The sequence below is a fragment of the Microbacterium sp. Bi121 genome, assembly GCF_918698005.1.
Classification (GTDB): Bacteria; Actinomycetota; Actinomycetes; order Actinomycetales; family Microbacteriaceae; genus Microbacterium.
Map to the genome: position 1 here is coordinate 20,476 of NZ_CAKKLJ010000004.1, position 23,758 is coordinate 44,233.

A 23,758-nucleotide genomic window follows, 5' to 3' on the forward strand; every position below is an offset into this window, starting at 1 on the left:
GTAGCGTCCGTTTCGTGACTACAACGATGAGAGCGGCCATGCCACGGGTGCGCCGCGAGATGCTGAGCAAGGTTCCCGAGATCACGCTGTGGTTCTGGATCATCAAGATCCTGTGCACCACGGTGGGCGAGAGTTTCGCGGACTGGATCAACATGTCGCTGGGCGTGGGGCTCGAAAGCACCGCGCTGATCTTCACAGCGGTGTTCGCGGTCATACTCGGATGGCAACTGCTGCTGCGAAGGTACGTGCCGTTCGTGTACTGGCTGACAGTGGTGGTGGTCAGTGTGACGGGCACCCTCTACACCGACATCCTCACCGACAGCCTCGGGGTTCCGCTCGCGGTGAGCACGGCAGTGTTCGCGGGACTGTTGGCTGTCGTGTTCGGGGTGTGGTGGTTCAGTCAGCGGACGCTGTCGATCCACAGCATCACGACCACACCGCGGGAGCTTTTCTACTGGCTGGCGATCCTGGTGACGTTCGCGCTCGGTACGGCTGCGGGCGACTGGATCCTGGAACTCACCGGCTGGGGTCCCGGGGTGTCGGTGCTGTTGCCTGCGGGCCTGATCGCCGCCGTCGTCGTGGGATGGCGGATGGGTGGCAATGCGGTCCTGGCGTTCTGGCTCGCCTACATCCTGACGCGGCCGCTGGGCGCGAACCTCGGCGACTGGTTCGGGCTACCGTCCGATCAGCAGGGGCTCGGCCTGGGCGTCGCGCTCACCAGCGTGATCTTCCTGGTCGCGATCCTCGCGACGGTGGTCTATCTCACCCTCACCCGGGCAGACGTCATCGAGACGAGACCGTTGGCGGCTCCCACCACGAAGAAGAGCGAGCGGCGCGTCCTCGGCTTCTACGCCCTCGTGGCCCTGCTGACGATTGCGCTTCTCGCCTGGGCATCCGCGCAGCCGCACACGGCAGCGCCCGCCAGCGAAGGCGAAGGTCCGACAACATCGGTCACCCTGCCTCCAGGAACCTCCGCCACAGCAAAGTTTCCGGCACCGCCCGTCGCTGAGTTCCGCGCCATCACGGCAGATACGCTCTCAATGGTCCAGGCAGGGAAGCAGAAGGCGGCCACTGCGCGGATCACGGATCTGGAGAAGGCATGGGATGATGCCCAGCCGACGCTGCAACCTCTCGATGACACGGGATGGATGTACATCGACGGGCGGATCGACACAGCGCTGACGGCGGTGCGAGCAGACACACCCGACCCCGCAGCCGAGAAGACCGCGCTGTCGACCCTGCTCGCCACGCTCGAATGACCGAGGCGGCCTGAGCCGCGCCGCACAAGGTGAAGGGGCCGGACGCGATGCGCGCCCGGCCCCTTCCTTCAGTGATCGTCAGTTCCCTGTGGGAGCATCACCATCGTCATTGGTCTCGACGTCGGTGTCTGCGGCACCGGGGCCGTCATCGTTGGTCTCCGCATCCGTCGCACCGGGACCGTCATCGTCGGTCTCGGTGTCGGAGTCGGTGGCACCGGGAGCATCGTCGTTAGTCTCGACGTCGGTGTCTGCGGCACCGGGGCCGTCATCGTTGGTCTCCCCGTCGTTGTCAGCCGTCGTGGAGTGGGACGACGTCGGGGACGTGGGCGTGGCGGCTTGAGCGGGGAGGCTCAGTGCGAGTCCGCCGACCGCGATGGCTATCGCCGCCGCTCCGATCCCGCTGCCGATCATGAGCTTCTTCTTCGTGAGCATGGCTTCGTTCCTTTCCAGGCAGGGTGCCCGTCAAACCTCACGCTCCTCCGTCGCCTGTAAGAAACCGCCAAGAAACCGAGTCGCCCGACAGCGCCGACCATTCTGAGAGGTTTCTTAGCAGTTGCTGAGGAAAGTGGGACGCATGACCCCTGTACGACGCCTTCCACCGATCGCGCTCTGGCTCATCGCGGGCGCGATGTTCGCCGCGATCGAAGCCCTTGGCCTGATCGTCAGCGGCAGCCCGTCCATCACCGCCGCCGAGATGAACGCCGTGATCGCGGTGAACGGCTTCCACGCCCCCGTCTTCGATGCGATCGCCCAATCCATCGACGTTGTCTTCGGTCCACGTTTCGCGGTCCTCGTGGGTGTGCTGGCGGTTGTGATCGCGGGCCTGATCGGGCGGTCGTGGCTGACCGCCTTGCGCATGGCTCTGCTGATCGCTATCCCGTGGGCTGCCGCTGACGTCATCAAGGTGATCATCCAGCGGCCCCGACCGGACATGTCGCTGCTCGCGCATCCGCTGCTCGTGGAGCCAACCTCGTTCAGCTATCCCAGTGGACACACGGCCTTCGCGACCGCGTTCGGGCTGAGCGCGGTGGTGATGCTCGCCGGGTGGCGATATCGGGCAGCGGCAATCGTGGTCGCAGCCGTGGTCGCGCTGACGACGGCGTGGTCGCGCATGTACCTTGGAGCGCACTACCCCTCCGACGTGCTCGGGTCGCTCCTGCTGGTCTCTGTGTGGTGTTTGTGTCTCGGGGCGCTGATGAGGAACAGTCGCCTCTTGCGCCCGCGGCGGCGAGACGAAGAGGTGGGTGCTCGGGTCCGTGTGGTGGATTCTGGGATGGAAAGAGGAGATTCGTGATCGAGAAGGGAGCAGCGATGCCGTCAGCCAACCGACCACGTCTCCTGCTCGTGGAGGATGACCCTCAGCTGGGTCCGCTGATCGCGCGGGTGCTCGACGAGGTGTACGACGTCACCCTCTTCAATGACGGTTCAGAGGCCCTCAGCGATGCCCAGGAACAGCGATACGACGCGATGATCATCGACCGCCGCCTCCCGACCATCGACGGCATCTCCATCGTCGAGACCCTCCGACAGGGCAACAACACCACCCCCATGCTCATCCTCACAGCCCTCGGCAGCGTGCACGACAAAGTACGCGGCCTGGACGCCGGGGCCAACGACTACCTGGTCAAGCCGTTCGAATTCGACGAACTCTTCGCCCGGCTGCGCGCAATCCGCCGCGTCTCCAACGGCGAGGGCCCGTTCGTCCGCATCGGCGGATGGGAGTTCTACCCGGACTCGCGAGCCATCTACTCCCCGTACGACGGAAGAACCATCCTCACCGACCGGGAGACGACGTTGCTGACACTGCTCGCCGCCCATCCCGATCGGACCTTCAGCCGCGAGGACATCCTCGAATCGGTATTCTCCCCCACCGACACACCGGGGACCGTCGACACATACGTGCACTACCTTCGACGCAAGACCGACATCGACATCGTCACCACAGTCCGCGGGCGCGGATATCGACTGGGCCAACTGTGAGCCGCGAACGATCGCCACTCGACTCGGACGCACGACTCGTCCGAGCTGCCGCGAGACGCGTCGGCATCTGGATCGCCATCACCGTCTCGGCCCTCGTCATCGGTGTACTGATCGCCGCCTTCCTCATCGTGTTCAGTCAGATCCCGCCCGATCATCTGTTCTCACCCGGGGGGCAGGAGACCACGGTCGACATCGAAGGCGTCGACATCGTCATCGGGGCGGTCCTCGTGGGCGTCGTCGCGATCGTCCTCGCTGGGACAATCGCGCTCTTCGCAACTCGCCGAGCAGTCACACCCCTCATCGATGCGCTCCACCGTCAGCGCCGCTTCGTCGCCGACGCCTCCCACGAACTCCGCACACCGCTCGCCATCCTCGACGCCCGACTCCAAGTCCTTCAACGCGCATCCGACCCGAACGACCCGAACGCCGACATCATCACCGAACTGCGCGACGATTCACGCAACCTCAACGCGGTCGTCACAGACCTCCTCGACTCCATCGACATCACACCGGTCGACGCAGACCCCACAGCCTCCGTCAACGACACCATGGCGTCCGCAGCGTCAGCGATGACCATGATCGCCGAACAGCATGGCGTCGTGGTTGTCGCTACAGCTACCTCCCCGGACGTCTCCGTCAAAATCCCCGAAGCGAGCCTTCGACGCAGCCTCATCGCTCTCCTCGACAACGCCGTCAAGCATTCACCACCCGGCATCGTGGAGCTCAACGCGCGAGCAGACCGCCGGACCGTGGCAATCACCGTGATCGACCACGGACCTGGCATCCAGGGGATCGACCCACATCGCATCTTCGACCGCTTCGCCCGCTCCTCAGACGCCGTCGACGGCGGCGGCAACGCCCGCACGGGATTCGGAATCGGCCTCGCGCTCGTGCAGGACACCGTCACCCGACACGGCGGGACAATCGCCGTCACCTCGACCTCGCCTAACGGCACTGCGCTGACCCTTACCGTACGACGATGCAGCCAACGCACAGACCGAGGATGAATCACAGAAACGGGTGTCAGTGATGTATCGCTACGGCGCGCCCGCCGCCGCAGCAACGGTCGCTACTTGGCGCTCCGACAGAGGGGGAGATACTACTCGGGGGGCCGCCGGGGGGCCGCGCATGGATCGCCGCCTGAGGCCAGGTCCGGCAGATCCCAGTGTTTCCTAGGTGGGCCCTGCCGGGATCGAACCGACGACATCCACGGTGTAAACGTGGCGCTCTACCAGCTGAGCTAAAGGCCCTGACCTCTCCATTGTATGCGGGCGCCCGGTGCGCGACGCATCCTCCGAAGACGGCTAGGCTGAATACAGCGCGCGTTGTGCCGAGACGACAAGACTCCCCCGCGTCGCTTCCCGTTTCATTGGCAAGACCTGCCAGCTTGACGAAAGGTTCCACGTGACCGTCCACGATCAGGATCCGTACTCCCAGGGCCCCCTCGACAGCGATCCGGAAGAGACCGGCGAATGGCAGCAGTCGCTCGACGAACTCGTCGACGCCAAGGGTCACGGCCGCGGGCGGGAGATCATGCTCAGCATGCTCAAGCGCTCCAAGGAGCTGCACCTGAATGTGCCGATGGTTCCGACCACGGACTACATCAACACCATCGCGTCGGAGAACGAGCCCGAGTTCCCCGGTGACGAGGAGCTCGAGCGCCGCTACCGCCACTGGATCCGCTGGAACGCAGCGATCACCGTGCACCGCGCGCAGCGCCCCGGCATCGGAGTCGGCGGCCACATCTCGACCTACGCCTCGGCTGCGTCGCTCTACGAGGTCGGTCACAACCACTTCTTCCGCGGGCAGGACCACCCCTCCGGCGGCGACCAGATCTTCTACCAGGGCCACGCCTCCCCCGGCATGTACGCCCGCGCGTTCCTCGAAGGCCGGCTGACCGAGGCGCAGCTCGACGCGTTCCGCCAGGAGAAGTCCGGCGCCCCGAACGGCCTCCCCTCCTACCCGCACCCGCGCATGATGCGCGAGTTCTGGCAGTTCCCGACCGTGTCGATGGGTCTCGGCCCGATCAACGCGATCTACCAGGCGATGACCAACAAGTATCTCGCCAACCGCGGCATCAAGGACGTCGCCGACTCGCACGTCTGGGCCTTCCTCGGCGACGGCGAGATGGACGAGGTCGAGTCGCGCGGTCAGCTCCAGGTCGCCGCCAACGAGGGTCTGGACAACCTCACCTTCGTGATCAACGCCAACCTGCAGCGGCTCGACGGCCCTGTGCGAGGCAACGGCAAGATCATCCAGGAGCTCGAGTCGTACTTCCGCGGCGCCGGCTGGAACGTCATCAAGGTCGTCTGGGGCCGCGAGTGGGACGACCTGCTCGCCCGCGACACCGAGGGCGCGCTCCTCAACCTGATGAACGTCACCCCCGATGGCGACTACCAGACGTACAAGGCCGAGAACGGCGCGTTCGTGCGCGAGAACTTCTTCGGCCGCGATGAGCGCACCGCAGCCCTGGTCAAGGACTACACCGACGACCAGATCTGGAAGCTGCGCCGCGGTGGCCACGACTACCGCAAGGTGTACGCGGCGTACAAGGCTGCGATGGAGCACAAGGGCCAGCCGACCGTCATCCTCGCGAAGACCGTCAAGGGCTACGGCCTCGGCCCCCACTTCGAGGGACGCAACGCCACGCACCAGATGAAGAAGATGACGCTGGACGACCTCAAGCTGTTCCGCGACACCATGCAGATCCCGATCACGGACGCGCAGCTCGAGGAGAACCCGTACCAGCCGCCGTACTTCCACCCCGGCGCGCAGGACGAGACGATCCAGTACATGCTCGAGCGCCGCCGTGACCTCGGAGGGTTCCTCCCCGAGCGCCGCAAGAAGCACGTCGACCTCGCCCTCCCCGAGGAGAAGGACTACGCGTTCCCCAAGAAGGGCTCGGGCAATCAGGAGGTCGCCACCACGATGGCGTTCGTCCGCATGCTCAAGGACCTGCTGCGGGTCAAGGGCTTCGGCGAGCGGATCGTCCCGATCATCCCGGACGAGGCCCGCACCTTCGGCATGGACTCGTACTTCCCGTCGGCGAAGATCTACAACCCGAACGGCCAGAACTACACGGCCGTCGACCGCGAGCTGCTCCTGGCGTACAAGGAGAGCCCGCAGGGCCAGATCATGCACGTCGGCATCAACGAGGCCGGCGCCACAGCAGCCTTCACCGCCACGGCGACGTCCTACTCGACGCACGGCGAGCCGCTTATTCCGATCTACATCTTCTACTCGATGTTCGGCTACCAGCGCACCGGCGACGCCTTCTGGGCCGCTGCCGACCAGATGGCCCGCGGCTTCGTGATCGGCGCCACCGCCGGACGCACGACACTCACGGGTGAGGGAACGCAGCACGCGGACGGCCACTCGCCGCTGCTCGCGTCGACCAACCCTGCGACGATCAGCTACGACCCTGCCTACGGCTACGAGGTCTCGCACATCGTGCAGGCCGGTATCGAGCGCATGTACGGCGGATCGCACCCCGACCCCGACGTCATGTACTACCTGACGGTGTACAACGAGCCGCTGAAGCAGCCCGCCGAGCCCGAGAACGTCGATGCCGAAGGCATCCTCAAGGGCATCCACCGCGTTGCTGAGGGAACCGGCGACGGACCCCGCGTGCAGCTGCTCGCCTCCGGCGTCGGCGTGCCGTGGGCGATCGAAGCCCAGGATCTCCTCGCGAAGGACTGGGGCGTCGTCGCCGATGTCTGGTCGGTGACCAGCTGGAACGAGCTGCGCCGTGACGGCCTCGCCGCCGACGAGCACAACTTCCTGCACCCCGAAGAGGAGCCCCAGGTCGCGTACCTGACGCAGAAGCTGCAGTCGGCGGAGGGCCCGTTCATCGCCACCAGCGACTACATGCACGCCGTGCAGGACCAGATCCGCCAGTGGGTGCCAGGCGACTTCTACACGCTCGGTGCCGACGGGTTCGGCTTCGCCGACACGCGCGCGGCCGCTCGTCGATTCTTCAAGATCGACGGGCCGTCGATGGTCGTCCGGGCCCTGCAGGGTCTCGCCGATCAGGGCAAGCTCGACCGCTCGGTCATCGCTCAGGCGATCGCGAAGTACGACCTGCACAACGTGAACGCCGGTACGAGCGGAAACGCCGGCGGCGAGAGCTGAGTCGCGTGTGACCGCATCGTCTCAGGCGTCGATGGACAAGGCGGCGACGCTCGCCTGGCTGCGCCGCATCTCGGGTGATCTTGCGACGGCGACGATACAGCGCCTCGAGGACACGCTCCCCTGGTACGCCGACATGCCACCGGCCCGCCGCTCAGCGGTCGGGCTGGTGGCGCAGGCCGGCATCACGTCCTTCATCCAGTGGTACGACGACCCCACCTCGACGCCGTGGATCGCCGCCGACATCTTCGCCGCGGCGCCCCGCGAACTGCTGCGCAGCGTCAGCCTCACCCAGACCCTCCAGCTCATCCGCGTCACGGTCGAGGTGACCGAGGAGCGCGTCGCAGGGAAGGGCGAGTACCTGCGCGAGGCGATCCTGCTCTACTCGCGCGATGTCGCATTCGCGGCGGCCGACGTCTACGCGCGTGCCGCCGAGGCGCGCGGTCTGTGGGACGCCAGGCTCGAGGCCCTCGTCGTCGACTCGATCCTCACGGGTGAGGCCGATGAGGAGCTGCCCAGTCGCATCGCGGCGCTCGGCTGGCACGGCCACGGCGAGGTGTGCGTGCTCGTCGGCACGACTCCCCCGCAGTTCGATGTGGATCACGTCCGGCGCACCGCGCGCAAGCTCGCGGTCGACGTGCTGATCGGCGTCCAGGGCTCCCGCCTCGTGCTGGTGCTCGGACGCGCCCACGTGCCGGGCAAGGAGGACGAGCAGGACGAACTGGCGTTCAATGAGATCGCCACGCGCCTCGAGTCCTCGTTCGGGCCGGGCTACGTCGTGCTCGGCCCGCCTGTCGCCGCTCTTGTCGACGCAGGGCAGAGCGCTCGCGCGGCGCTCGCGGGCTTCGCCGTGGCCCGCGCCTGGCGCACGGCTCCTCGCCCCGTGGAGGCGGACGATCTGCTGCCGGAGCGCGCTCTCGCCGGCGACCCGCTCGCCAAGCAGACGCTGATCGACCGGATCTACCGTCCGCTTCAAGCGCACTCAACGGACCTGGTGACGACGCTGTGGAGCTACCTCGACAACGGCCGCTCTCTCGAGGCGACAGCGCGCGAGCTGTTCGTCCACCCGAACACGGTCCGCTACCGGCTCAAGCGCGTGAGCGAGGTCATCGGCTGGGACGCCACAGGCCCGCGCGAGGCGCTGATCCTGCAGACGGCGCTTATCCTCGGATCCATCGGCACAGCCGAGACGGTGCGGCGTCGCACTCCTGCTCGCCGCACGCGCTGACGTCCACGGTGCACGCCACGCACAAACGATTCCGCGAATCTTGTGAGGGTACATCCACCGTTTCGACGTGATCGTTGGCAGACTGGGTAGGTGATTGTCGCCGCATGCCCCGGACAGGGCTCTCAGACTCCCGGCTTCCTGGCCCCCTGGCTCGAACTCGATGGCGTGGCCGACAGCCTCGCCAGGTACTCCGAAGCCGCTGAGATCGATCTGATCTCGCACGGCACCGAATCGGACGCCGACACGATCCGGGACACCCGTATCGCGCAGCCGCTCATCGTCGCGGCGTCGCTGATCGCCTGGCAGGCTCTCGTCGAGCGCGCCGGACGCTGCTCCGACGGGATCGCCGGGCACTCGGTCGGCGAGCTCGCGGCCATCGTCGGGGCCGGAGTGATCTCCGCAGAGGAGACCATGCGGCTGGTCGGCATCCGCGGGCGCGCGATGGCGGATGCCGCAGCGCAGACCCCGACCGGCATGAGCGCCGTGCTGGGCGGCGACGAGCAGGCCGTGCTCGATCGACTCGCCGAGTTGGAGCTGACCCCGGCCAACCATAACGGCGGCGGGCAGATCGTGGCCGCGGGCGCCCTGCCGGCCCTCGCCTCCCTCGCCGAGGAGCCGCTGAAGGGCACCAGGGTGATCCCCCTGCAGGTCGCGGGTGCTTTCCACACCACGTACATGGCCTCGGCCGTCGACGCGCTGCGCACCGCTGTCGCCGACGTCACGCCGAGCGAACCGGATCTGACCCTCTGGACGAATCGCGACGGCTCCGTCGTCTCCTCCGGAACCAGGGCACTCGAGCTGATCGTGAACCAGGTGTCATCGCCTGTTCGGTGGGACCTGTGCATGGCATCGTTCGCGGATGCCGGCATCACCGGCATGATCGAGCTCGCACCCGCCGGCGCCCTGACGGGCCTCGCGAAGCGCGGACTGCGCGGCACACCCGTCGTCGCCGTGAAGACACCCGATGACCTCGATGCAGCAGCCGAGCTGCTGAACGGAGCAGCAGCATGACCGCAACGCTGAAGCAGGCCACCGGCCCGCAGTTCACCCGCATCCTCTCGTACGGCGCCGCACGCGGCGAGAACTTCGTGCCGAACGACGATCTGGTCGGTCCCATCGACTCCAGCGATGAGTGGATCCGTCAGCGCACCGGCATCGTCACCCGCGTCCGTGCCGACAAGGGCACGTCTGCGATCGACCTCGCCGCGATCGCCGGCGCAGAGGCGATCGAGAAGTCCGGCGTCGCGGCATCCGACATCGATCTCGTGATCGTCGCGACGATCAGCAACCCGAAGCAGACTCCGTCGGCCGCGGCGATCGTCGCCGACCGGGTCGGGGCGAACCCGGCAGCCGCCTACGACTCCAATGCTGCCTGCGCCGGCTACGCCTACGGCATCGCGCAGGCCGACGCGCTCATCCGCGCCGGTGCCGCGCACTACGCCCTGGTGATCGGCACCGAGAAGCTCTCGGACGTCGTGGACCCCACCGACCGCAGCATCTCCTTCCTGCTCGGCGACGGCGCAGGCGCCGTCGTGATCGGGCCGAGCGACACGCCGGCGATCGCGCCGGTGGTCTGGGGTTCAGATGGCTCCCGAGCGGATGCCGTCACCATGAACGGTGACCTGACGCAGTTCCGTGACGGAGAAGTGCCCTGGCCGACGCTGCGCCAGGACGGCCCCTCCGTCTTCCGCTGGGCGGTGTGGGAGATGGCGAAGGTCGCCAGAGAAGCCCTCGAGGTCGCCGGTGTCGAAGCCGCAGATCTCGCCGCCTTCATCCCCCACCAGGCGAACATGCGCATCATCGATGAGTTTGCCAAGCAGCTGAAGCTGCCGGAGTCCACGATCATCGCGCGCGACATCGAGACCACGGGCAACACCTCGGCGGCGTCGATCCCGCTGGCGACGCACCGGCTGCTGCAGGAGCACCCCGAGCTCTCCGGGGGTCTCGCGCTGCAGATCGGCTTCGGCGCTGGCCTCGTCTTCGCCGCACAGGTCGTCGTCCTCCCCTGAACTCCGCATGCCGTTCCCTAGACTGGGCATCGGTTCCGAACACAACCGCAAGAAAGAGGAAATCCACATGGCTTTCACCAACGATGAGGTCCTCGCCGGCCTCGCCGAGCTCGTCACCGACGAGACCGGCATCGACAGCTCCGAGGTCGCTCTCGAGAAGTCCTTCACGGACGACCTCGACATCGACTCGATCTCGATGATGACGATCGTCGTCAACGCCGAGGAGAAGTTCGGCGTCACCATCCCCGACGACGAGGTCAAGAACCTCAAGACCGTCGCGGATGCCGTCAACTTCATCGTCGCCGGCCAGGAGTAACACCTGAGGGATGCCACCCCGCGATGGGGTGGCATCCTCCTGCCCCTCACCTAAGGAACCACACCCCATGACCAAGCGCATCGTCGTCACCGGCATCGGCGCCACGTCCGCCATCGGCGGAACGGCTCCCGAGAACTGGACCAACCTGCTCGCGGGAATGTCCGGTGGTCGCTCGCTCGAACACGAATGGGTCGCCGAGTACGACCTACCCGTCACCTTCGCCGCTGAAGCCATCGTCCGCCCGGAGTCCGTGCTGGCTCGGCCTGTGGCCAAGCGTCTGGACCCGTCTTCGCAGTTCGCGATGATCGCGGCCATGGAGGCCTGGGAGGATGCGGGTGCCCCTGACGTCGACCCCGACCGTCTCGGCGTGGACTTCGCCACCGGCATCGGCGGTGTGTGGACCCTGCTGGATGCCTGGGACACGCTCCGCGAGAAGGGCCCGCGACGGGTCATGCCCATGACCGTGCCGATGCTGATGCCGAATTCGGCCGCCGGCAACCTCTCCCTCCACTTCCAGGCCAGAGCCTTCGCGCGCACTGTCGCCTCGGCATGCGCCTCCAGCACTGAATCGCTCGTCAACGCCTACGAGCACCTGAAGGCGGGCCTCGCCGACGTCGTGATCGCCGGCGGCACCGAGTCCGCGATCCACCCGATCACGATCGCCTCGTTCGCGTCGATGCAGGCGCTCTCCCGCCGCAATGACGATCCGTCCACCGCGTCACGCCCCTACTCCGAGGACCGCGACGGCTTCGTGATGGGCGAGGGAGCCGCAGTGCTCATCCTCGAGACCGAGGAGCACGCCAAGGCCCGCGGCGCCAAGATCTACGCCGAGCTCGTCGGCGGCGGCGTCACGGCCGACGCCTTCCACATCACCGCGAACGCGCCCGAGGGCGCGGTGCGCGCCGTCAAGCTGGCGCTCGAGTCGGCCGGGCGCACGGCGGACGAGATCACGCACGTGAACGCACACGCGACGTCGACGCCGGTCGGCGACCCCAACGAGTACACCGCGCTGCATGATGTCATGGGCGACCGCGTCCACGACGTCCCCGTGTCGGCGACCAAGGCATCCACCGGTCACCTGCTCGGCGGCACGGGCGCGCTGGAGGCGATCTTCACCGTGCTCGCGATCCGCGACCGCATCGCTCCGCCGACGATCAACATCACGACCCAGGATCCGGCCATCCCGCTGAAGGTCTCGGGCGAACCGCAGTCACTGGGTGACGGTCCGCAGCTCGCGATCAGCAACTCCTTCGGTTTCGGCGGCCACAACGCCGTCGCGGCGTTCGCCGACTACGAAGGCTGATGACGGTTTCCGCGGCCGTCGCCGACTACTGGGCTCAGGTGCGCGCGGTTCATCCCGACCTGCCGGAGCACACTCCTCTCGCCTGGGCCTTCGGGGCGACACCCGCGCATGCCGACAGCCTGCTGGCTCTGGTGCTCGCGGGAACGAAGACGGGCACCGCATCCTCATTGTGGGATTACGAGGGCACCGGTGACCCGTTGCCGGAGGAAGGCGAGCTCAGCATCATCCTCGATGGTTCGGGCGCGCCGCGCGCTGTGATCGAGACTCTGTCCCTCGAGACAGTCCCCTTCGATGAGGTGTCGACGGAGCACGCTCATGCGGAGGGCGAAGGCGACCGGACGCTGGCGCACTGGCGCGAGGCGCACGAACGGTTCTGGCGGGAGCACTCGGAGAACCCGCGCGGATTCGCGCCGGACATGCCAGTGCTCTGCGAGCGGTTCCGAGTGATCCACTCGCTCTGAACCGGCGAAACGATGAAGGCCTCGTCCCCGATATGCGGGGCGAGGCCTTCATCGTGCGGGGCGAGGGATTCGCTTTCTCAGCTTCCGGGGTGATCACCGGATTCCGATACCGACGCCTCTCCGCGCCCCGAGTCTGTGGTCGCCAGCTACCCCACCTTGTGCAGCCAAACGACGCTGGCGTCGTCGCTCGCGTGGCGGAACGGCTCGAGCTCTTCATCCCAGGCCGACCCGAGGGCGACGTCGAGTTCGCGCTGCAGCTCGAGGGCGCTGCCGGCGGCGATCTCCATCGCGTAGCGGATGCGATCCTCACCGACGACGATGTTGCCGGCCGCGTCGGTCTGTGCGTAGTGGATGCCGAGGTCAGGAGTATGCAGCCAGCGGCCGCCGTCGCTGCGGGGCGTCGGATCCTCGGTGACCTCGAAGCGGAGGTGCTCCCAGCCGCGGATCGCCGTCGCGAGAGCAGCACCGGTGCCCACCGGGCCGTCCCAGTAGAACTCGGCGCGGCGGGCGCCCTCGAGCACGGGCTGTTCAGCCCAGTCGAAGTTGACCGCACGACCGATAGCGCGTCCCACCGCCCATTCGAGGTGCGGGCAGAGCGCGCGAGGTGCGGAGTGGATGTACACCACTCCGCGTGCGTAAGCCGTCGCCATGATCTCTCCGTTTCATCAGGTGCGTCTTCCCCAACGACCTGGTCAACGAGAGTGGCGTTTCTATGCGGTTATACGGCGATTATCGCCCACTCGGAGCGAAATCACAAGCGTGTCATTCGCACAGAAAAGCCCCGGCCGCAGCCGGGGCTCATCCGTACGGGTCAGGCCTCGCTCATGGCGAGCTTCGCCTGCTGCCCCTTGGCCGCGTAGTACGCGGCGCGGGCGGCATCCTTGCGGGCCTGCTCCGCATAGCCGGCCTCGAGAACGTCCTGCGGAACCTCGACATTGGGAACGTCGTCGGTGCCGTTGTACTTCTCGATGTAGGCGTCGAGCTCCGGGCCGGAGGTCCACGAGGTGATGAGGCAGTAGCGCGGCTCCGTGCCGACGTGCGTGGCGGCGTGCCACAGACGCTGCGTGTCGACGATCAGCTGAGCGCCGGCAGGCAGAGCGATGCGGTACTCGATGCTCGGGTCCGTGCGGTTCTCACGGAGGACGAAGAAGCTGTCCTTGTCGTCGGTGAGATTGAAGAATCCGCGGACGACCCACCCGGTGCCGTCGGGGTTCAGACGGTTGTTGTCGTCCTGGTGGAGGTTGTAGAGGCACTCGCCGTAGGGGGTCGGCTGCAGTTCGATGACGCGGCAGCGGCCGACGTTGGCGCCCGGCTCCTGCGCGCGGCGGGTGAGGTTCGGCGCCTTCTCGGTCTGCTCCGGGATCCAGACGCCGTCCTTGTCGGTGCGCGGCGGCTTGTGGTTCCAGAAGCCGTTGCACTCGATCTCGCCCTTGGCACTGGCCAGCGGCGCGAATCGGGTGTCACCGGAGGACTTCCAGTCGTTGTACTCGATGTCGAGCCACTCCTGGGGGTCGAGCTCCTGGTTGTAGCTGTCGAGGACGACGAAGCCCTTTTCCTCGAGCGCTGCGGACTTGATGTATCCCATGATCTGAGTCATGTCCTTTCATCGGGGGCCAGCACGTTTTAACAGGCCCTGATAAGGCAAGCCTAACAGCGCAGTGTTCCTCTCTCCCGGGACGCGGCCGGGAAAATTGCTCCGGACTAGAATCGGATTGGCGGATCCCCGTCGATGTGAGGAGCTGAACCGAAGACCATGGCAAGCGCCACCAATGTCGAAGCTGACGCCGTAGGCACCATCGAGTGGCTCTCTGCCCCGGACACCGCGATCGTCGTCCCGGTCTATCAGCGGCAGTACCGCTGGGATATCGGCGGGTGCGAACGGCTCCTCGCCGACGTGCGCGCGGTCGCGGGTGAAGACGACGGTCAGCGTCACTTCATCGGCTCCATCCTCTCGGCTCAGGACTCGTCCGAGACGGACTTGATCCTCATCGACGGCCAGCAGCGCATCACGACGATCATGCTGCTGGTAGCGGCTCTCCACCACGCCGTGCGCGACATGGATCCGAACATGGCCGCCGACCTCGAACGCGTGCTCGTCCGCGCCGATGACCCTTCCCGAACCAAGCTGCGGCCGCACGACGCCTGGGCGCACCTCTACGAGTCCGTCGTCCTCGACCGGCGGGATGACGCCGAGCGAGAGTCCCGTTTCGACGACAACTACGCGTTCTTCCGCAGCCAGGTGCACGCGGACGAGGCGCCGGCCATCTGGCGCGGCCTGCAGCGGCTCGAGCACGTCTCGATCACCCTCGGCGCACAGGCGAACGCCCAGCAGATCTTCGAGAGCCTGAACTCCACCGGTGAGCCGCTGCGCGATCACGAACTGATCCACAACTACATCCTCATGGGACTCACGCACTCGGAGCAGCTCGATGTGGAGGAGCGGTTCTGGTTGCCGATCGAACAGCACACCGGTGAGATGATCGGCGCCTTCTGGCGGCACTACCTCGTCATGACAACCGGCAGGGAGGTGTCGGCGGACGGCGAGCACGGCGTCTACGCCGCATTCCGGCGTTCGTTCCCGAGCGTCGACGTCGCGCATCTGCAGGCGGATGCCGAGGTCTGGCGCCACTACGCCGAGATCTACGGCATCCTGCTCGATCCTTCTCTCGAGACGGACGCGGAGATCCGCACCCAACTGGGATACATCAACACGTTCGGTCGCGCGGCCTACCCGCTCGTGATGAGCGCCTACAGCGACCACGCGCGCGGGCTGATCTCGCGCGATGAGTTCATCGAAACGCTCGAATGGACGCAGGCGCTCTATCTGCGCCGTGCGCTGGTCGGCCTGCCGCCGGAGCGGATGATCGCGCGTCTGTGCCGCGCTCGTGCGGAAGGGCGCGAGGCGCTCATGCGCGCGTTCGCCCGCATCACGCCCTCGGACGAGCGCGTGAGCGCCGTGCTCAAGTACGTCGAGCTCCCCCATGCCGCCTACGTGCTGGGACGCCTCGAGAACGTGAACGACACCTCCGGATTCGACATCGAGCACATCGTGCCGCTCATGCCTTCTGAGGCATGGTCCGGCGACGGATCGCGCCGATGGAGTGAGTACACCGAGGACGCGCAGAACAGCCACCGTGCTCTGACACCGACCCTCGGCAACCTCACGCTCCTCGAGCAGAACCTGACCGAGCGCGTGTTCGGAGCTTCGTTCCCCGACAAGCAGACCGACGCGTACGCACGCAGTGCGGTCGATGAGACCCGCGCACTCGTCGACATCCCGGCGTGGGGCACGGCGGCGATCACGGAGCGCACGGTGCGACTCGCAGCATCCCTCCTCCGGATCTGGGCGCGACCTGCGCTGCCCGAGATCGACGACGACGGCCTGACACCGGTGCTGGATGCCGTTCGCCGCCGCGGGTGGCCGGCCGGCTGGGACCGCGAATTCGACTATGTCGAGTACCGCGGCGAGCACTGGGAGATCAAGGACGTCCGCGCGCTGTTCAACCGCGTGTTCCGCCGGGCGTGGACGGACGATCGGGCGTCAGCCCTGGCGTACAGCGCTGCGCACGGAGGACCGATCTACTCGGAGAGGGCCTGGAAGGGCCAGTGGGATGCTCTCGACGAGGAGAACTTCCTCTACATGGGGTGGGACTCGAACTACATGATGAACGCGCTGCAGGGCGTGCTCGAGGAATCCGGGATCGCCGCCGAGGTGTTCGTGAAGTACTCCTATATCGGGAACGTGATGTGATGCGGCAAAATGCTCCTATGGACCTGGAGTTCGCCGACCTCGCTCTGGGCTGGGACGAGGACGTGCCCGTGGAGTGCGAGTGCGATCACGGCGATGAGGAGGCCTACGCGCCCTGCGGGCGCCGGGCGAAGTGGCGCGTGACGATCGACTGCACGTGCGGCGAGAATCACCCGCGAACGGTCGAACTGCTGTGCACGAAGTGTCTGCGCACCGCGCGGAAGGACCTCGGGAACGAGGCCATCACCGCACGTCCGCTGTAGCGGACGTTCCGTAGGGCGGGTGGGACTTGAACCCACGATCGTCGGGTTATGAGCCCGCTGCCTTGACCAGCTTGGCCACCGCCCCCTAGCGATTCCACTCTAACGGAGCGGTACCGCCTGCTCGTGCGTCCGCAGGTGCTCATGGTAGATCTCGGCGTTGCGGAAGAGATCAGCCCGCTCATCCTCGCTCAGCTCCCGCCTGACCTTCGCCGGCACGCCGGCGACGAGCGAGCCGTCCGGGATCTCGGTGCCACCCAGGACGACGGCCCCGCCGGCGATCAGGCATCCGCTGCCGATGACCGCGCCGCTGAGGATGACCGAGCCCATTCCGATGAGGGACCCGTCTCCGATCGTGCAGCCGTGAACGACCGCGTTGTGCCCGATCGAGACGTTCTCGCCGATCACAACGCCGTGGCCGCTGTCGACGTGCACCGAGACATTGTCCTGGACGTTGCTCCCCCGCCCGACGACGATGCCCGCCGAATCGCCACGGAGGACGGCGTTGTACCAGACGCTGGAACCGGCCTCGAGCGCGACCTCGCCGACGATGCGCGCTCCGTCCGCGACGAACGCGTCATCCGCGACCTTCGGAGTCCTGCCGGACAGTGCGAGTACGGATGCCGACGACGAGATGCTCATGAGGTGAGACTACCCTGACTTCCGCGTGATTCCGGGGATTTTCGGGGCGATAAGCCGAGCCTCAGCTTGCTTGCGGAATGTCTGAGGCTGAGTACCGTTATATCCATCAGGCATCCGAAAGCCGTACTGGAGGAAGAAAAATGAGCAAGGCGCAGACCGTTTCCACCACAGCCAGCGACCCGACCGTTGCCGCAGCGGCGGCCCAGTTCCTCTCCCCCGTCGTCCTCGGGCTGCAGGCGCTGACGATCAGCGGAAAGCAGGCCCACTGGCACGTCCGCGGCGCGAACTTCATCGGCGTCCATGAACTCCTCGACTCGGTCGTCGCGAACGCCGGCGGCTTCGCCGACACGGCCGCGGAGCGCATCGTCGCCCTCGGTCTCCCGATCGACGCCCGCGTCAAGGCCGTCGCCGAGAAGGGCGCATCGTCCGCTGTTCCCGCCGGCTTCACGCAGTCAGCAGAATTGATCCGCAACGTCATCGCGGACATCGATGCGATCCTCGTCGACACCAAGGCGGCCATCGACGGCCTCGACGAGGTCGACCTGACCAGCCAGGACGTCGCGATCGAGATCATGCGGGGCCTCGAGAAGGACCGCTGGTTCCTGCTCGCACACATCGCCGAGTAACAGCGCCTCAAAGGGGAAGGGCACCGGGATTCGTCCTGGTGCCCTTCCCCTTTCCACTTCTCATCCCACGCCGTTCTCCATCGCAGCCTTCAGCGCCGCGGTGTACTGGGGTGCCAGCGAGTCGGTGAACGTCACGGTGAGGTGGTCCTGGTCGCGATACACGTTCGCGCCGCCCACGACGGGGAAGCACGAGTCGTCGTCGCAGAACACGTCGGTGAAGTCGAGAAGCGTGACTCCTGCTGCCCCGTCTGCGGCGTCACGCAGCGGGTCGTTCTCGACGAGGACGTCGGAACGAGCGCCGGCGCACTCGGCCTGATCGCGCGTGCGGAGGCACTTGTTCGGGTCGGTCTCCCAACCGGGGTTGTCGACGACCGTGACGACAGGGATGCCGCGATCGGTCATGGTCGACCAGGCCTCGCGATATCCGGCCACTGCGGCGTCGAACGACGAGTCGTGACCTGCCGCCGAGTACGGGGTGTTTGAGATCGCAGCGGTGAAGACCGCGTCGAAGTCGCTGTCCGCGAGCTTCTTGTCGACGCCTGCGCGCCAGTCCGCGCACGCGGCGCCGAAAGAGCCGCCGGTGGCCAGTGGTGTGGTGTTCCACGGGCACGCGCCCTTGAAGTACGTGGTCAGGTGCCAGCCCTCGCGCTCCGCGATGCCCTGGAACGTCGTGAGCAGCTGATAGGCGTGGCTGTCGCCGACCAGTGCCACGCGCGGCGCGTCAGGGGCCTCGGAGCCGAACTCGCACGACACCGGACGCGAGTCGTTGAGCTGGATGAAGCACTGGGGTTCGTCCGGGTTGTCTGCGCCGGCGAATCCCGGCGCCGGCAGGATCGTCTCCGGCGCAGCGTCTACGCAGGAGTCGTCCAGCACACTCGCCGCGCCGAAGCAGGCAGGCGGATCCTCCCGGACGTCCTGGATCGCTTGAACGCCCTGCTGGTAGGTCGGCGCGTTCACGGCCCAGCCGCCGGCCGCAACGGCACCGACGAGCACCATCGCTCCCAGCGACGCCCAGAGAGTCGCGCGCGGACGCCGTGAGGTCAGGGGCTTCCAGGATCGAACCGGGTCCTCCACGAAGCGCTTGGTAAGCCAGGCGAGCACGAAGCAGATGCAAAGCAATGCGACGCGGTGGTAGATCGTCAGGCCCCAGAACGGCACGGACGGCGCGATGATGATGAGCGGCCAGTGCCAGAGGTAGAGGCTGTAAGAGATGTCGCCGGTGAACCGCATAGGGCGGATCGAGAGCAGCCGCGTCGGGTACCACCAGCGTTCGGTGTTGGATGCCGCGATGATCGCCGCCGCGCCCAGGGTCGGCAGCAGCGCCATGTATCCGGGGAACATGGTCTGACCGTCGAAGGTGAAGGCCGTGTAGAGCAGGACGAGGATGCCGGCCCATCCGAGGACGAAGCTGATAACGGCGTTGCTCACGCGCAGGCGCGGGACGAGCGCGATGAGCGCGCCGACACCGAACTGCCACATGCGTCCGAACGTCACGAAGTATGCGGGAGCGGGGTCGGTGATGGTGTACACGACGCAGAAGACGAACGAGACGACGGAGACGACGCTGATGGCGACGATGGCCGCGCGCAATCGCGATCCGCGGAAGAACTTGACTGCGATCCATGCCGCGAGCAGCATGATCAGCGGCCAGAGGACGTAGAACTGCTCCTCCAGGGACAGCGACCAGTAGTGCTGCACCGTCGTGGGGTCGCCGGACAACGCCAGGTAGTCCGCGGAGTTGAAGGCGAGATACCAGTTCTCGATGTAGAACGTCGAGGCGAGGATCTCTCGCACCTCGGCGGGCATGGCGGACGTCGGCGTCAGCAGCGGCGAGGCGGCGGCGATCGCGCAGAACAGCAGGACGAGCAGCGAAGCCGGCAGCAGACGTCGGGCACGGCGTGCCCAGAACTGGCCGAGGTTGACCGTACCGGTCGAGGTGAGCTCGCGCGCGAGGTGTGCGGTGATCAGGAAGCCGGAGATCACGAAGAAGATATCGACGCCGACGTATCCGCCGCTGAGGCGACCTGGCCAGAAGTGGTAGAGCACGACGAACAGGACGGCGATCGCACGCAGACCCTGGACATGCGGGATGAAGCGGCTGGACGCTGCGTGCTCCGGAGACCGGTCGCGGCGACGCTGTGCACGAGAGGATGAGGAAGTCTGCGGAGCGGATGTCACCTTACGACGGTACCTGGTGCATCACGTAACCCGTGAAACCGCCCCGCCCCGGCGGCTCCGAAGTCAGAGCCTGCGCGTCCAGTCGTGTCCGGGAATCGTCCGCTCGAGCGCATCGCGCAGCCACGAGCGTCGGCGCTCATCCAGGTACGGCACTGTGGCTGTGAAGTCGGCTTCGTCCTTCGGGCGCTGGCCCCTCGCCTTGTACAGGAGCTGGATCTCGGGTTGGAGATAGCGGATGCCGTCGCGGTCCCAGAGCGCCTCGCTCATGGGTATGCGGACGCTCGGGTCTCGCCGATAGATCCAGTCCTCCGCTGTTCCCGGCGAGAGGAGGATGTCGTACTCCCACGGGTGCTCAGCACTGCGACGCGTCCAGAGCTGGTGCGTCCCGTCAGGCAGCAGTTCCCGCGCGGTGCCCTCCGGTCGTTCGTGCGGGAGCAGCGGCTTGAGCGCGCCGGACGCGGCCGTCCACACATGCAGCCGCCCGGTGAGATGACTGCGCAGCGCAGGCAGCTCAATGCTCAGGACGCTGGGATCGAGATCCTCGTGATGCCGCTCGACACCGGTGAACGTTTGCAGCGCCCAGCCACCGGCGATCCACCAGGCACCGCGGTAGCCGTCGAAGAGGCGAGCAGCATCCGCAGGCGTCCGTGGCGCCCAGCGGCCGTAGACCGCCTCGAACTCGGAATCGCTCAACATCGCTCCAGGCTACGTGCGGGCGCCGGAAACGTGCTCAGGTCAGCACGGTACGGGCGCCGAAGCCCTCAGAACGGTGCGGGCTCGATGATGTGTTCGTCGACCTCCTCGAATGCGACGTCCTCGAATGCGACTTGGGTCGCGACACCCGGTGGGCGATCGACATAGATCCTGCCGGTGGGGCTGGTCCACTCCAGATCCCCACCGCCGAGTTGTCGCACTCGCCAGGGCGTATGGTGCTTGGTCGTGTGGTGTCGACGGCAGAGGTCGGCGAGGTTGCCGAGGTCGGTCGGTCCTCCGTAGGCGTGGTCAACGGTGTGATCGTCGTCGCACAACCGCGCCAGCATCCGGCATCCGGGGAAGCGGCACCGGCGATCCCGCGCTCGCAGGTAGCGCCGCATCTCGGCGGACGGCCGATACCGGTCGACCGCGAGAACAGTTCCCGTCACCGGGTCGGTCAGCACGCGATCGAAGCCCGGCGCGTTGCCCGTCAGGATCCGCGCTGTGGCCGGATCGACAGGTCCGACGCCTTCGAGATGGCCCGGTGCCGCGTGGTCATCGTCGTCCGTCAGTGTCAGCACAGGCACGGTCACGTCGATGTGCGCCGCGATCTCCCCGAGAAGTCCGTCCTCTGTGCTGTGTCCTGCCGGCGTGCCTGTGAGGACGAGATCGGCGAGCAGATCGAAGCGGAGCTGAGCGGTGGTGCGCTGGTCGGCGAAGTCGTCCACCGGACCCTCGCCGGCGATCCTCGCGTTGTCGGTCTTCACGGATGAAGCCATCTGCGTCAGCCGATCGCGCTCTGCGTGAATGATCGCGCTGGGACCGTATTGCACGAGCTCCGCCATGCCCTCTTCGCGTTCGCGCGTCCACACCCCTCGTTGCTCTCGCGCCTCACGGTGCCGCTCGGTGAAGGAGCGCTCACGGAATCGCTCGGCCAGCTGCCTCACGAAGGGCCGCAGCCGATTCGGTGACTCGGCCTCGGCACGCGGCACGACCGCCGCTTCGAACCGAGCCCGCGCCTCGGCAGCCTCGATCGGCGTCCCCGATTCAAGAATGATGCGCACGTGGGACGGAGAGATGCGCCCGGCCCCGAACGACGCGGCCGTTTCGGGGAAGTCCTGGACCAGACGGGCGGCATCCCCCATCTGCGATTCGACGACGCGGTCGCTCACCCGCAACACGGCAGCGAGCTCGGTTGCGACGGCACGATGCGCCATCTCCCGCGAGTCGACAGAATCGAACGGCTCATCGTCGGCGATACGGGCGGCGGTCGCGAGCATCGCCGACTTCACCGCCTGCAGCTGATTGATCGTCTGGTCGACGGATGCCACCGTGCCGACGAGATCACTCAGCAGAGCGTTCAGCTCTGGTGACGTCATCACTGAGGTGGTCATGAGTCCATTCAACCGAGGGCCACGGACATTCCGACGACGCCAGGACTCAAACCTTCAACTTCAGGTTGAGGTCGATCAAGCGGTGTGCGTCACGCGCCCTCCGAGCAGCGTCGCGAGTACCGGCATCCGGCGCAGCGTGCTCTCCGCCGCTGCGCTCGGATCGGCGCCGCACACGACCAAGTCGGCACGGTCCCCCGGCCGCACGGCACTGCGCACGCTCGCCGCGAACGCCTCGTCGAGAGTCAGCCTCTCCTCGGCATGCCAGGCGTCGCGTCCGTCGTCGGTGCGGTGAACGGCGGCGGCGATGGCCTGCCACGGGTCGAGCGGTGCCACCGGCGCATCCGACCCGAGCCTCAGTTCGACGCCGGCGCGCAGAAGGGAGGCCATCGGATACCCCACGGCGGTCTGGTTCGCCCAGAACCCGTCGACGAGGTCGCGATCGTCCAGCGCATGCTGCGGCTGGATGCTCGCTGCCAGCCCCAGCCGCGCGATCCGGGCGATGTCCGCATGCCGGACGAGCTGTGCGTGCTCGATGGTGCCGGTCGCCCCTGTCGCCGTCACGGCGTCCAGCGCTGAGGACACGGCACGGTCGCCGATCGCGTGGACCGCGGCCGACAGTCCGGCTCCGGTCGCCCGCGTGAGCAGCGCGACGAGCTCAGGCGGAGAGACGTTCAGGACCCCGTGATCCGCATCGTCGCCAGGGTACGGGTGCGTGCACGCAGCGGTGCGGGTGCCCAACGAGCCGTCGGTGATGACCTTCAGCGGCCCGACGTGCACCAGCCCGGAACCGCCGTCCAGTGCATCGCCCGAGCGCAACCCAGCGGCTATCGCGCGCTCGAGTTCGGCCGGGTACACCGCGAACTCGACCCGCTGCGACGAGAAGCCGGCCTCGACCCGTCGTGCCCACGCCTCGGCATTCCACGCCATGTCGAAGTCCACGATCCCGGTGACCCCGCGTGCCGCTGCGGCAGCGCCGGCGGCGGTGACAGCACGGTCCCCGTGAGACGGCTCGACCGCGTTGACCCGCTTCGAGATCTCGAAGGCGTCGTGCTCGCGCAGCATCCCGTCGGGAGAAGTGAAGCCCTCCCGCCGCAGCGCCGCCGAGTTCAGCCAGACGCTGTGCACGTCCGCGTTGATCAGATAAGTCGGCGCGGCGCCGGTCGCGGCATCCAGAACCTCGAGCGAGGGCGCGTCCGGCCACAGGGCGTCGCGGAACCCCGTCCCGACCCGTCGGCCATCGGCAAGCGGTTCAGCCGACGCCATGCGCGCCGCAGCCTCTGCAGCCGACGTCGTCTCGTGAAGCCTGACCCGTTCGGACATCAGCGCCCATTGCAGCGTGTGCACGTGACTGTCCCACAGTCCGGGCACGACCCACGCTCCCTGCGCGTCGATCGACTCTCCGGCGACCGGCAGCGCGCCGGCGGGAGCGATGTCGACGATCAGACCTCGCGCGACGTGGATGTCCACCGGCACGTCATCCATCAGGTACTCACGGCCGGGGCCCGCGATCCGGGCGTTGCGGATCGCCGCGAT

Annotated in this window: 22 protein-coding genes and 2 tRNA genes; 14 read left to right on the plus strand and 10 right to left on the minus strand. The window is 67.1% G+C overall.

Annotated elements, in window-relative coordinates; all coding sequences use genetic code 11:
• Positions 1–14 precede the first annotated feature (14 nt).
• Entirely contained in the window at positions 15–1,259 is a 1,245-nt protein-coding gene (locus tag LQZ87_RS07140; RefSeq protein WP_230102787.1) for a hypothetical protein, read from the plus strand.
• A gap of 78 nt (positions 1,260–1,337) precedes the next feature.
• On the opposite strand, the gene LQZ87_RS07145 is transcribed toward LQZ87_RS07140, so the two are convergent.
• Positions 1,338–1,691, minus strand: coding sequence for a hypothetical protein (locus LQZ87_RS07145; protein WP_230102788.1), 354 nt, complete (start codon positions 1,689–1,691; stop codon positions 1,338–1,340).
• A gap of 142 nt (positions 1,692–1,833) precedes the next feature.
• Between LQZ87_RS07145 and LQZ87_RS07150 the strand changes: the two genes are divergently transcribed.
• From LQZ87_RS07150 to LQZ87_RS07160, 3 genes are read left to right on the plus strand one after another with little or no spacing between them, the layout of a single operon-like run.
• Complete coding sequence (locus LQZ87_RS07150; protein ID WP_230102789.1) at positions 1,834–2,553, plus strand: phosphatase PAP2 family protein; 720 nt, start codon at positions 1,834–1,836, stop codon at positions 2,551–2,553.
• Entirely contained in the window at positions 2,550–3,239 is a 690-nt protein-coding gene (locus LQZ87_RS07155) for a response regulator transcription factor (RefSeq protein WP_325471972.1), read from the plus strand. Before LQZ87_RS07150 ends, LQZ87_RS07155 begins: the two co-directional genes overlap by 4 nt.
• Positions 3,236–4,246, plus strand: a complete 1,011-nt coding sequence (locus LQZ87_RS07160) for a HAMP domain-containing sensor histidine kinase (protein ID WP_230102790.1) — start codon at positions 3,236–3,238, stop codon at positions 4,244–4,246. The genes LQZ87_RS07155 and LQZ87_RS07160 overlap by 4 nt, the downstream gene beginning before the upstream one ends.
• Positions 4,247–4,416: 170 nt before the next feature.
• On the opposite strand, the gene LQZ87_RS07165 is transcribed toward LQZ87_RS07160, so the two are convergent.
• Positions 4,417–4,489, minus strand: a tRNA-Val gene (locus LQZ87_RS07165).
• Between the two features lie 154 nt (positions 4,490–4,643).
• Here LQZ87_RS07165 and aceE point away from each other — a divergent pair.
• The 7 genes from aceE (at position 4,644) to LQZ87_RS07200 (ending at position 12,684) form a co-directional block, all read left to right on the plus strand.
• Entirely contained in the window at positions 4,644–7,370 is a 2,727-nt protein-coding gene (gene aceE / locus LQZ87_RS07170) for a pyruvate dehydrogenase (acetyl-transferring), homodimeric type (protein ID WP_230102791.1), read from the plus strand.
• A 31-nt stretch (positions 7,371–7,401) separates the two neighbouring features.
• Positions 7,402–8,595: a PucR family transcriptional regulator gene (locus LQZ87_RS07175; RefSeq protein WP_230103119.1), complete on the plus strand. Its 1,194-nt coding sequence runs from the start codon at positions 7,402–7,404 to the stop codon at positions 8,593–8,595.
• Between the two features lie 90 nt (positions 8,596–8,685).
• Positions 8,686–9,606 carry an ACP S-malonyltransferase gene (locus LQZ87_RS07180; protein WP_230102792.1) on the plus strand — a complete coding sequence of 307 codons (921 nt, stop codon included), beginning with the start codon at positions 8,686–8,688 and terminating at the stop codon, positions 9,604–9,606.
• Positions 9,603–10,604 (plus strand): beta-ketoacyl-ACP synthase III, encoded by a 1,002-nt coding sequence (locus tag LQZ87_RS07185; protein WP_230102793.1) that lies wholly within the window; start codon positions 9,603–9,605, stop codon positions 10,602–10,604. The genes LQZ87_RS07180 and LQZ87_RS07185 overlap by 4 nt, the downstream gene beginning before the upstream one ends.
• A 67-nt stretch (positions 10,605–10,671) precedes the next feature.
• Positions 10,672–10,920: an acyl carrier protein gene (locus tag LQZ87_RS07190; protein WP_147038765.1), complete on the plus strand. Its 249-nt coding sequence runs from the start codon at positions 10,672–10,674 to the stop codon at positions 10,918–10,920.
• 67 nt (positions 10,921–10,987) lie between these two features.
• Positions 10,988–12,223 (plus strand): beta-ketoacyl-[acyl-carrier-protein] synthase family protein, encoded by a 1,236-nt coding sequence (locus tag LQZ87_RS07195; RefSeq protein ID WP_230102794.1) that lies wholly within the window; start codon positions 10,988–10,990, stop codon positions 12,221–12,223.
• The gene (locus LQZ87_RS07200; RefSeq protein ID WP_230102795.1) at positions 12,223–12,684 is read left to right on the plus strand and encodes an ASCH domain-containing protein; all 462 of its coding nucleotides are present in this window, start codon (positions 12,223–12,225) and stop codon (positions 12,682–12,684) included. The genes LQZ87_RS07195 and LQZ87_RS07200 overlap by 1 nt, the downstream gene beginning before the upstream one ends.
• Before the next feature lie 146 nt (positions 12,685–12,830).
• On the opposite strand, the gene LQZ87_RS07205 is transcribed toward LQZ87_RS07200, so the two are convergent.
• Both LQZ87_RS07205 and LQZ87_RS07210 read right to left on the minus strand, forming a co-directional pair.
• Positions 12,831–13,334 carry a DUF3145 domain-containing protein gene (locus LQZ87_RS07205; protein WP_230102796.1) on the minus strand — a complete coding sequence of 168 codons (504 nt, stop codon included), beginning with the start codon at positions 13,332–13,334 and terminating at the stop codon, positions 12,831–12,833.
• Between the two features lie 161 nt (positions 13,335–13,495).
• A complete protein-coding gene (locus tag LQZ87_RS07210; protein WP_325471977.1) occupies positions 13,496–14,269 on the minus strand; it encodes a hypothetical protein in 774 nt (257 codons plus the stop codon).
• 168 nt (positions 14,270–14,437) lie between these two features.
• Between LQZ87_RS07210 and LQZ87_RS07215 the strand changes: the two genes are divergently transcribed.
• Complete coding sequence (locus tag LQZ87_RS07215; RefSeq protein WP_230102798.1) at positions 14,438–16,435, plus strand: DUF262 domain-containing protein; 1,998 nt, start codon at positions 14,438–14,440, stop codon at positions 16,433–16,435.
• A gap of 17 nt (positions 16,436–16,452) precedes the next feature.
• Positions 16,453–16,695, plus strand: a complete 243-nt coding sequence (locus tag LQZ87_RS07220; protein WP_230102799.1) for a hypothetical protein — start codon at positions 16,453–16,455, stop codon at positions 16,693–16,695.
• Positions 16,696–16,706: 11 nt separating this feature from the next.
• Here the strand turns inward: LQZ87_RS07220 and LQZ87_RS07225 are convergent.
• Positions 16,707–16,780 (minus strand) — tRNA-Ile (locus LQZ87_RS07225).
• 14 nt (positions 16,781–16,794) lie between these two features.
• A complete protein-coding gene (locus LQZ87_RS07230) occupies positions 16,795–17,334 on the minus strand; it encodes a gamma carbonic anhydrase family protein (RefSeq protein WP_230102800.1) in 540 nt (179 codons plus the stop codon).
• A gap of 140 nt (positions 17,335–17,474) precedes the next feature.
• On the opposite strand from LQZ87_RS07230, the gene LQZ87_RS07235 reads away from it, so the two are divergent.
• Positions 17,475–17,960, plus strand: a complete 486-nt coding sequence (locus LQZ87_RS07235) for a DNA starvation/stationary phase protection protein (RefSeq protein ID WP_230102801.1) — start codon at positions 17,475–17,477, stop codon at positions 17,958–17,960.
• 60 nt (positions 17,961–18,020) lie between these two features.
• On the opposite strand, the gene LQZ87_RS07240 is transcribed toward LQZ87_RS07235, so the two are convergent.
• From LQZ87_RS07240 to LQZ87_RS07255, 4 genes are all read right to left on the minus strand, one after another.
• Positions 18,021–20,138, minus strand: a complete 2,118-nt coding sequence (locus LQZ87_RS07240; protein WP_230102802.1) for an acyltransferase family protein — start codon at positions 20,136–20,138, stop codon at positions 18,021–18,023.
• Between the two features lie 63 nt (positions 20,139–20,201).
• Positions 20,202–20,834, minus strand: a complete 633-nt coding sequence (locus LQZ87_RS07245) for a hypothetical protein (protein ID WP_230102803.1) — start codon at positions 20,832–20,834, stop codon at positions 20,202–20,204.
• 65 nt (positions 20,835–20,899) lie between these two features.
• A complete protein-coding gene (locus LQZ87_RS07250; RefSeq protein WP_230102804.1) occupies positions 20,900–22,225 on the minus strand; it encodes an HNH endonuclease signature motif containing protein in 1,326 nt (441 codons plus the stop codon).
• 75 nt (positions 22,226–22,300) lie between these two features.
• A complete protein-coding gene (locus LQZ87_RS07255; RefSeq protein ID WP_230103120.1) occupies positions 22,301–23,707 on the minus strand; it encodes an amidohydrolase family protein in 1,407 nt (468 codons plus the stop codon).
• Between the last annotated feature and the right edge of the window lie 51 nt (positions 23,708–23,758).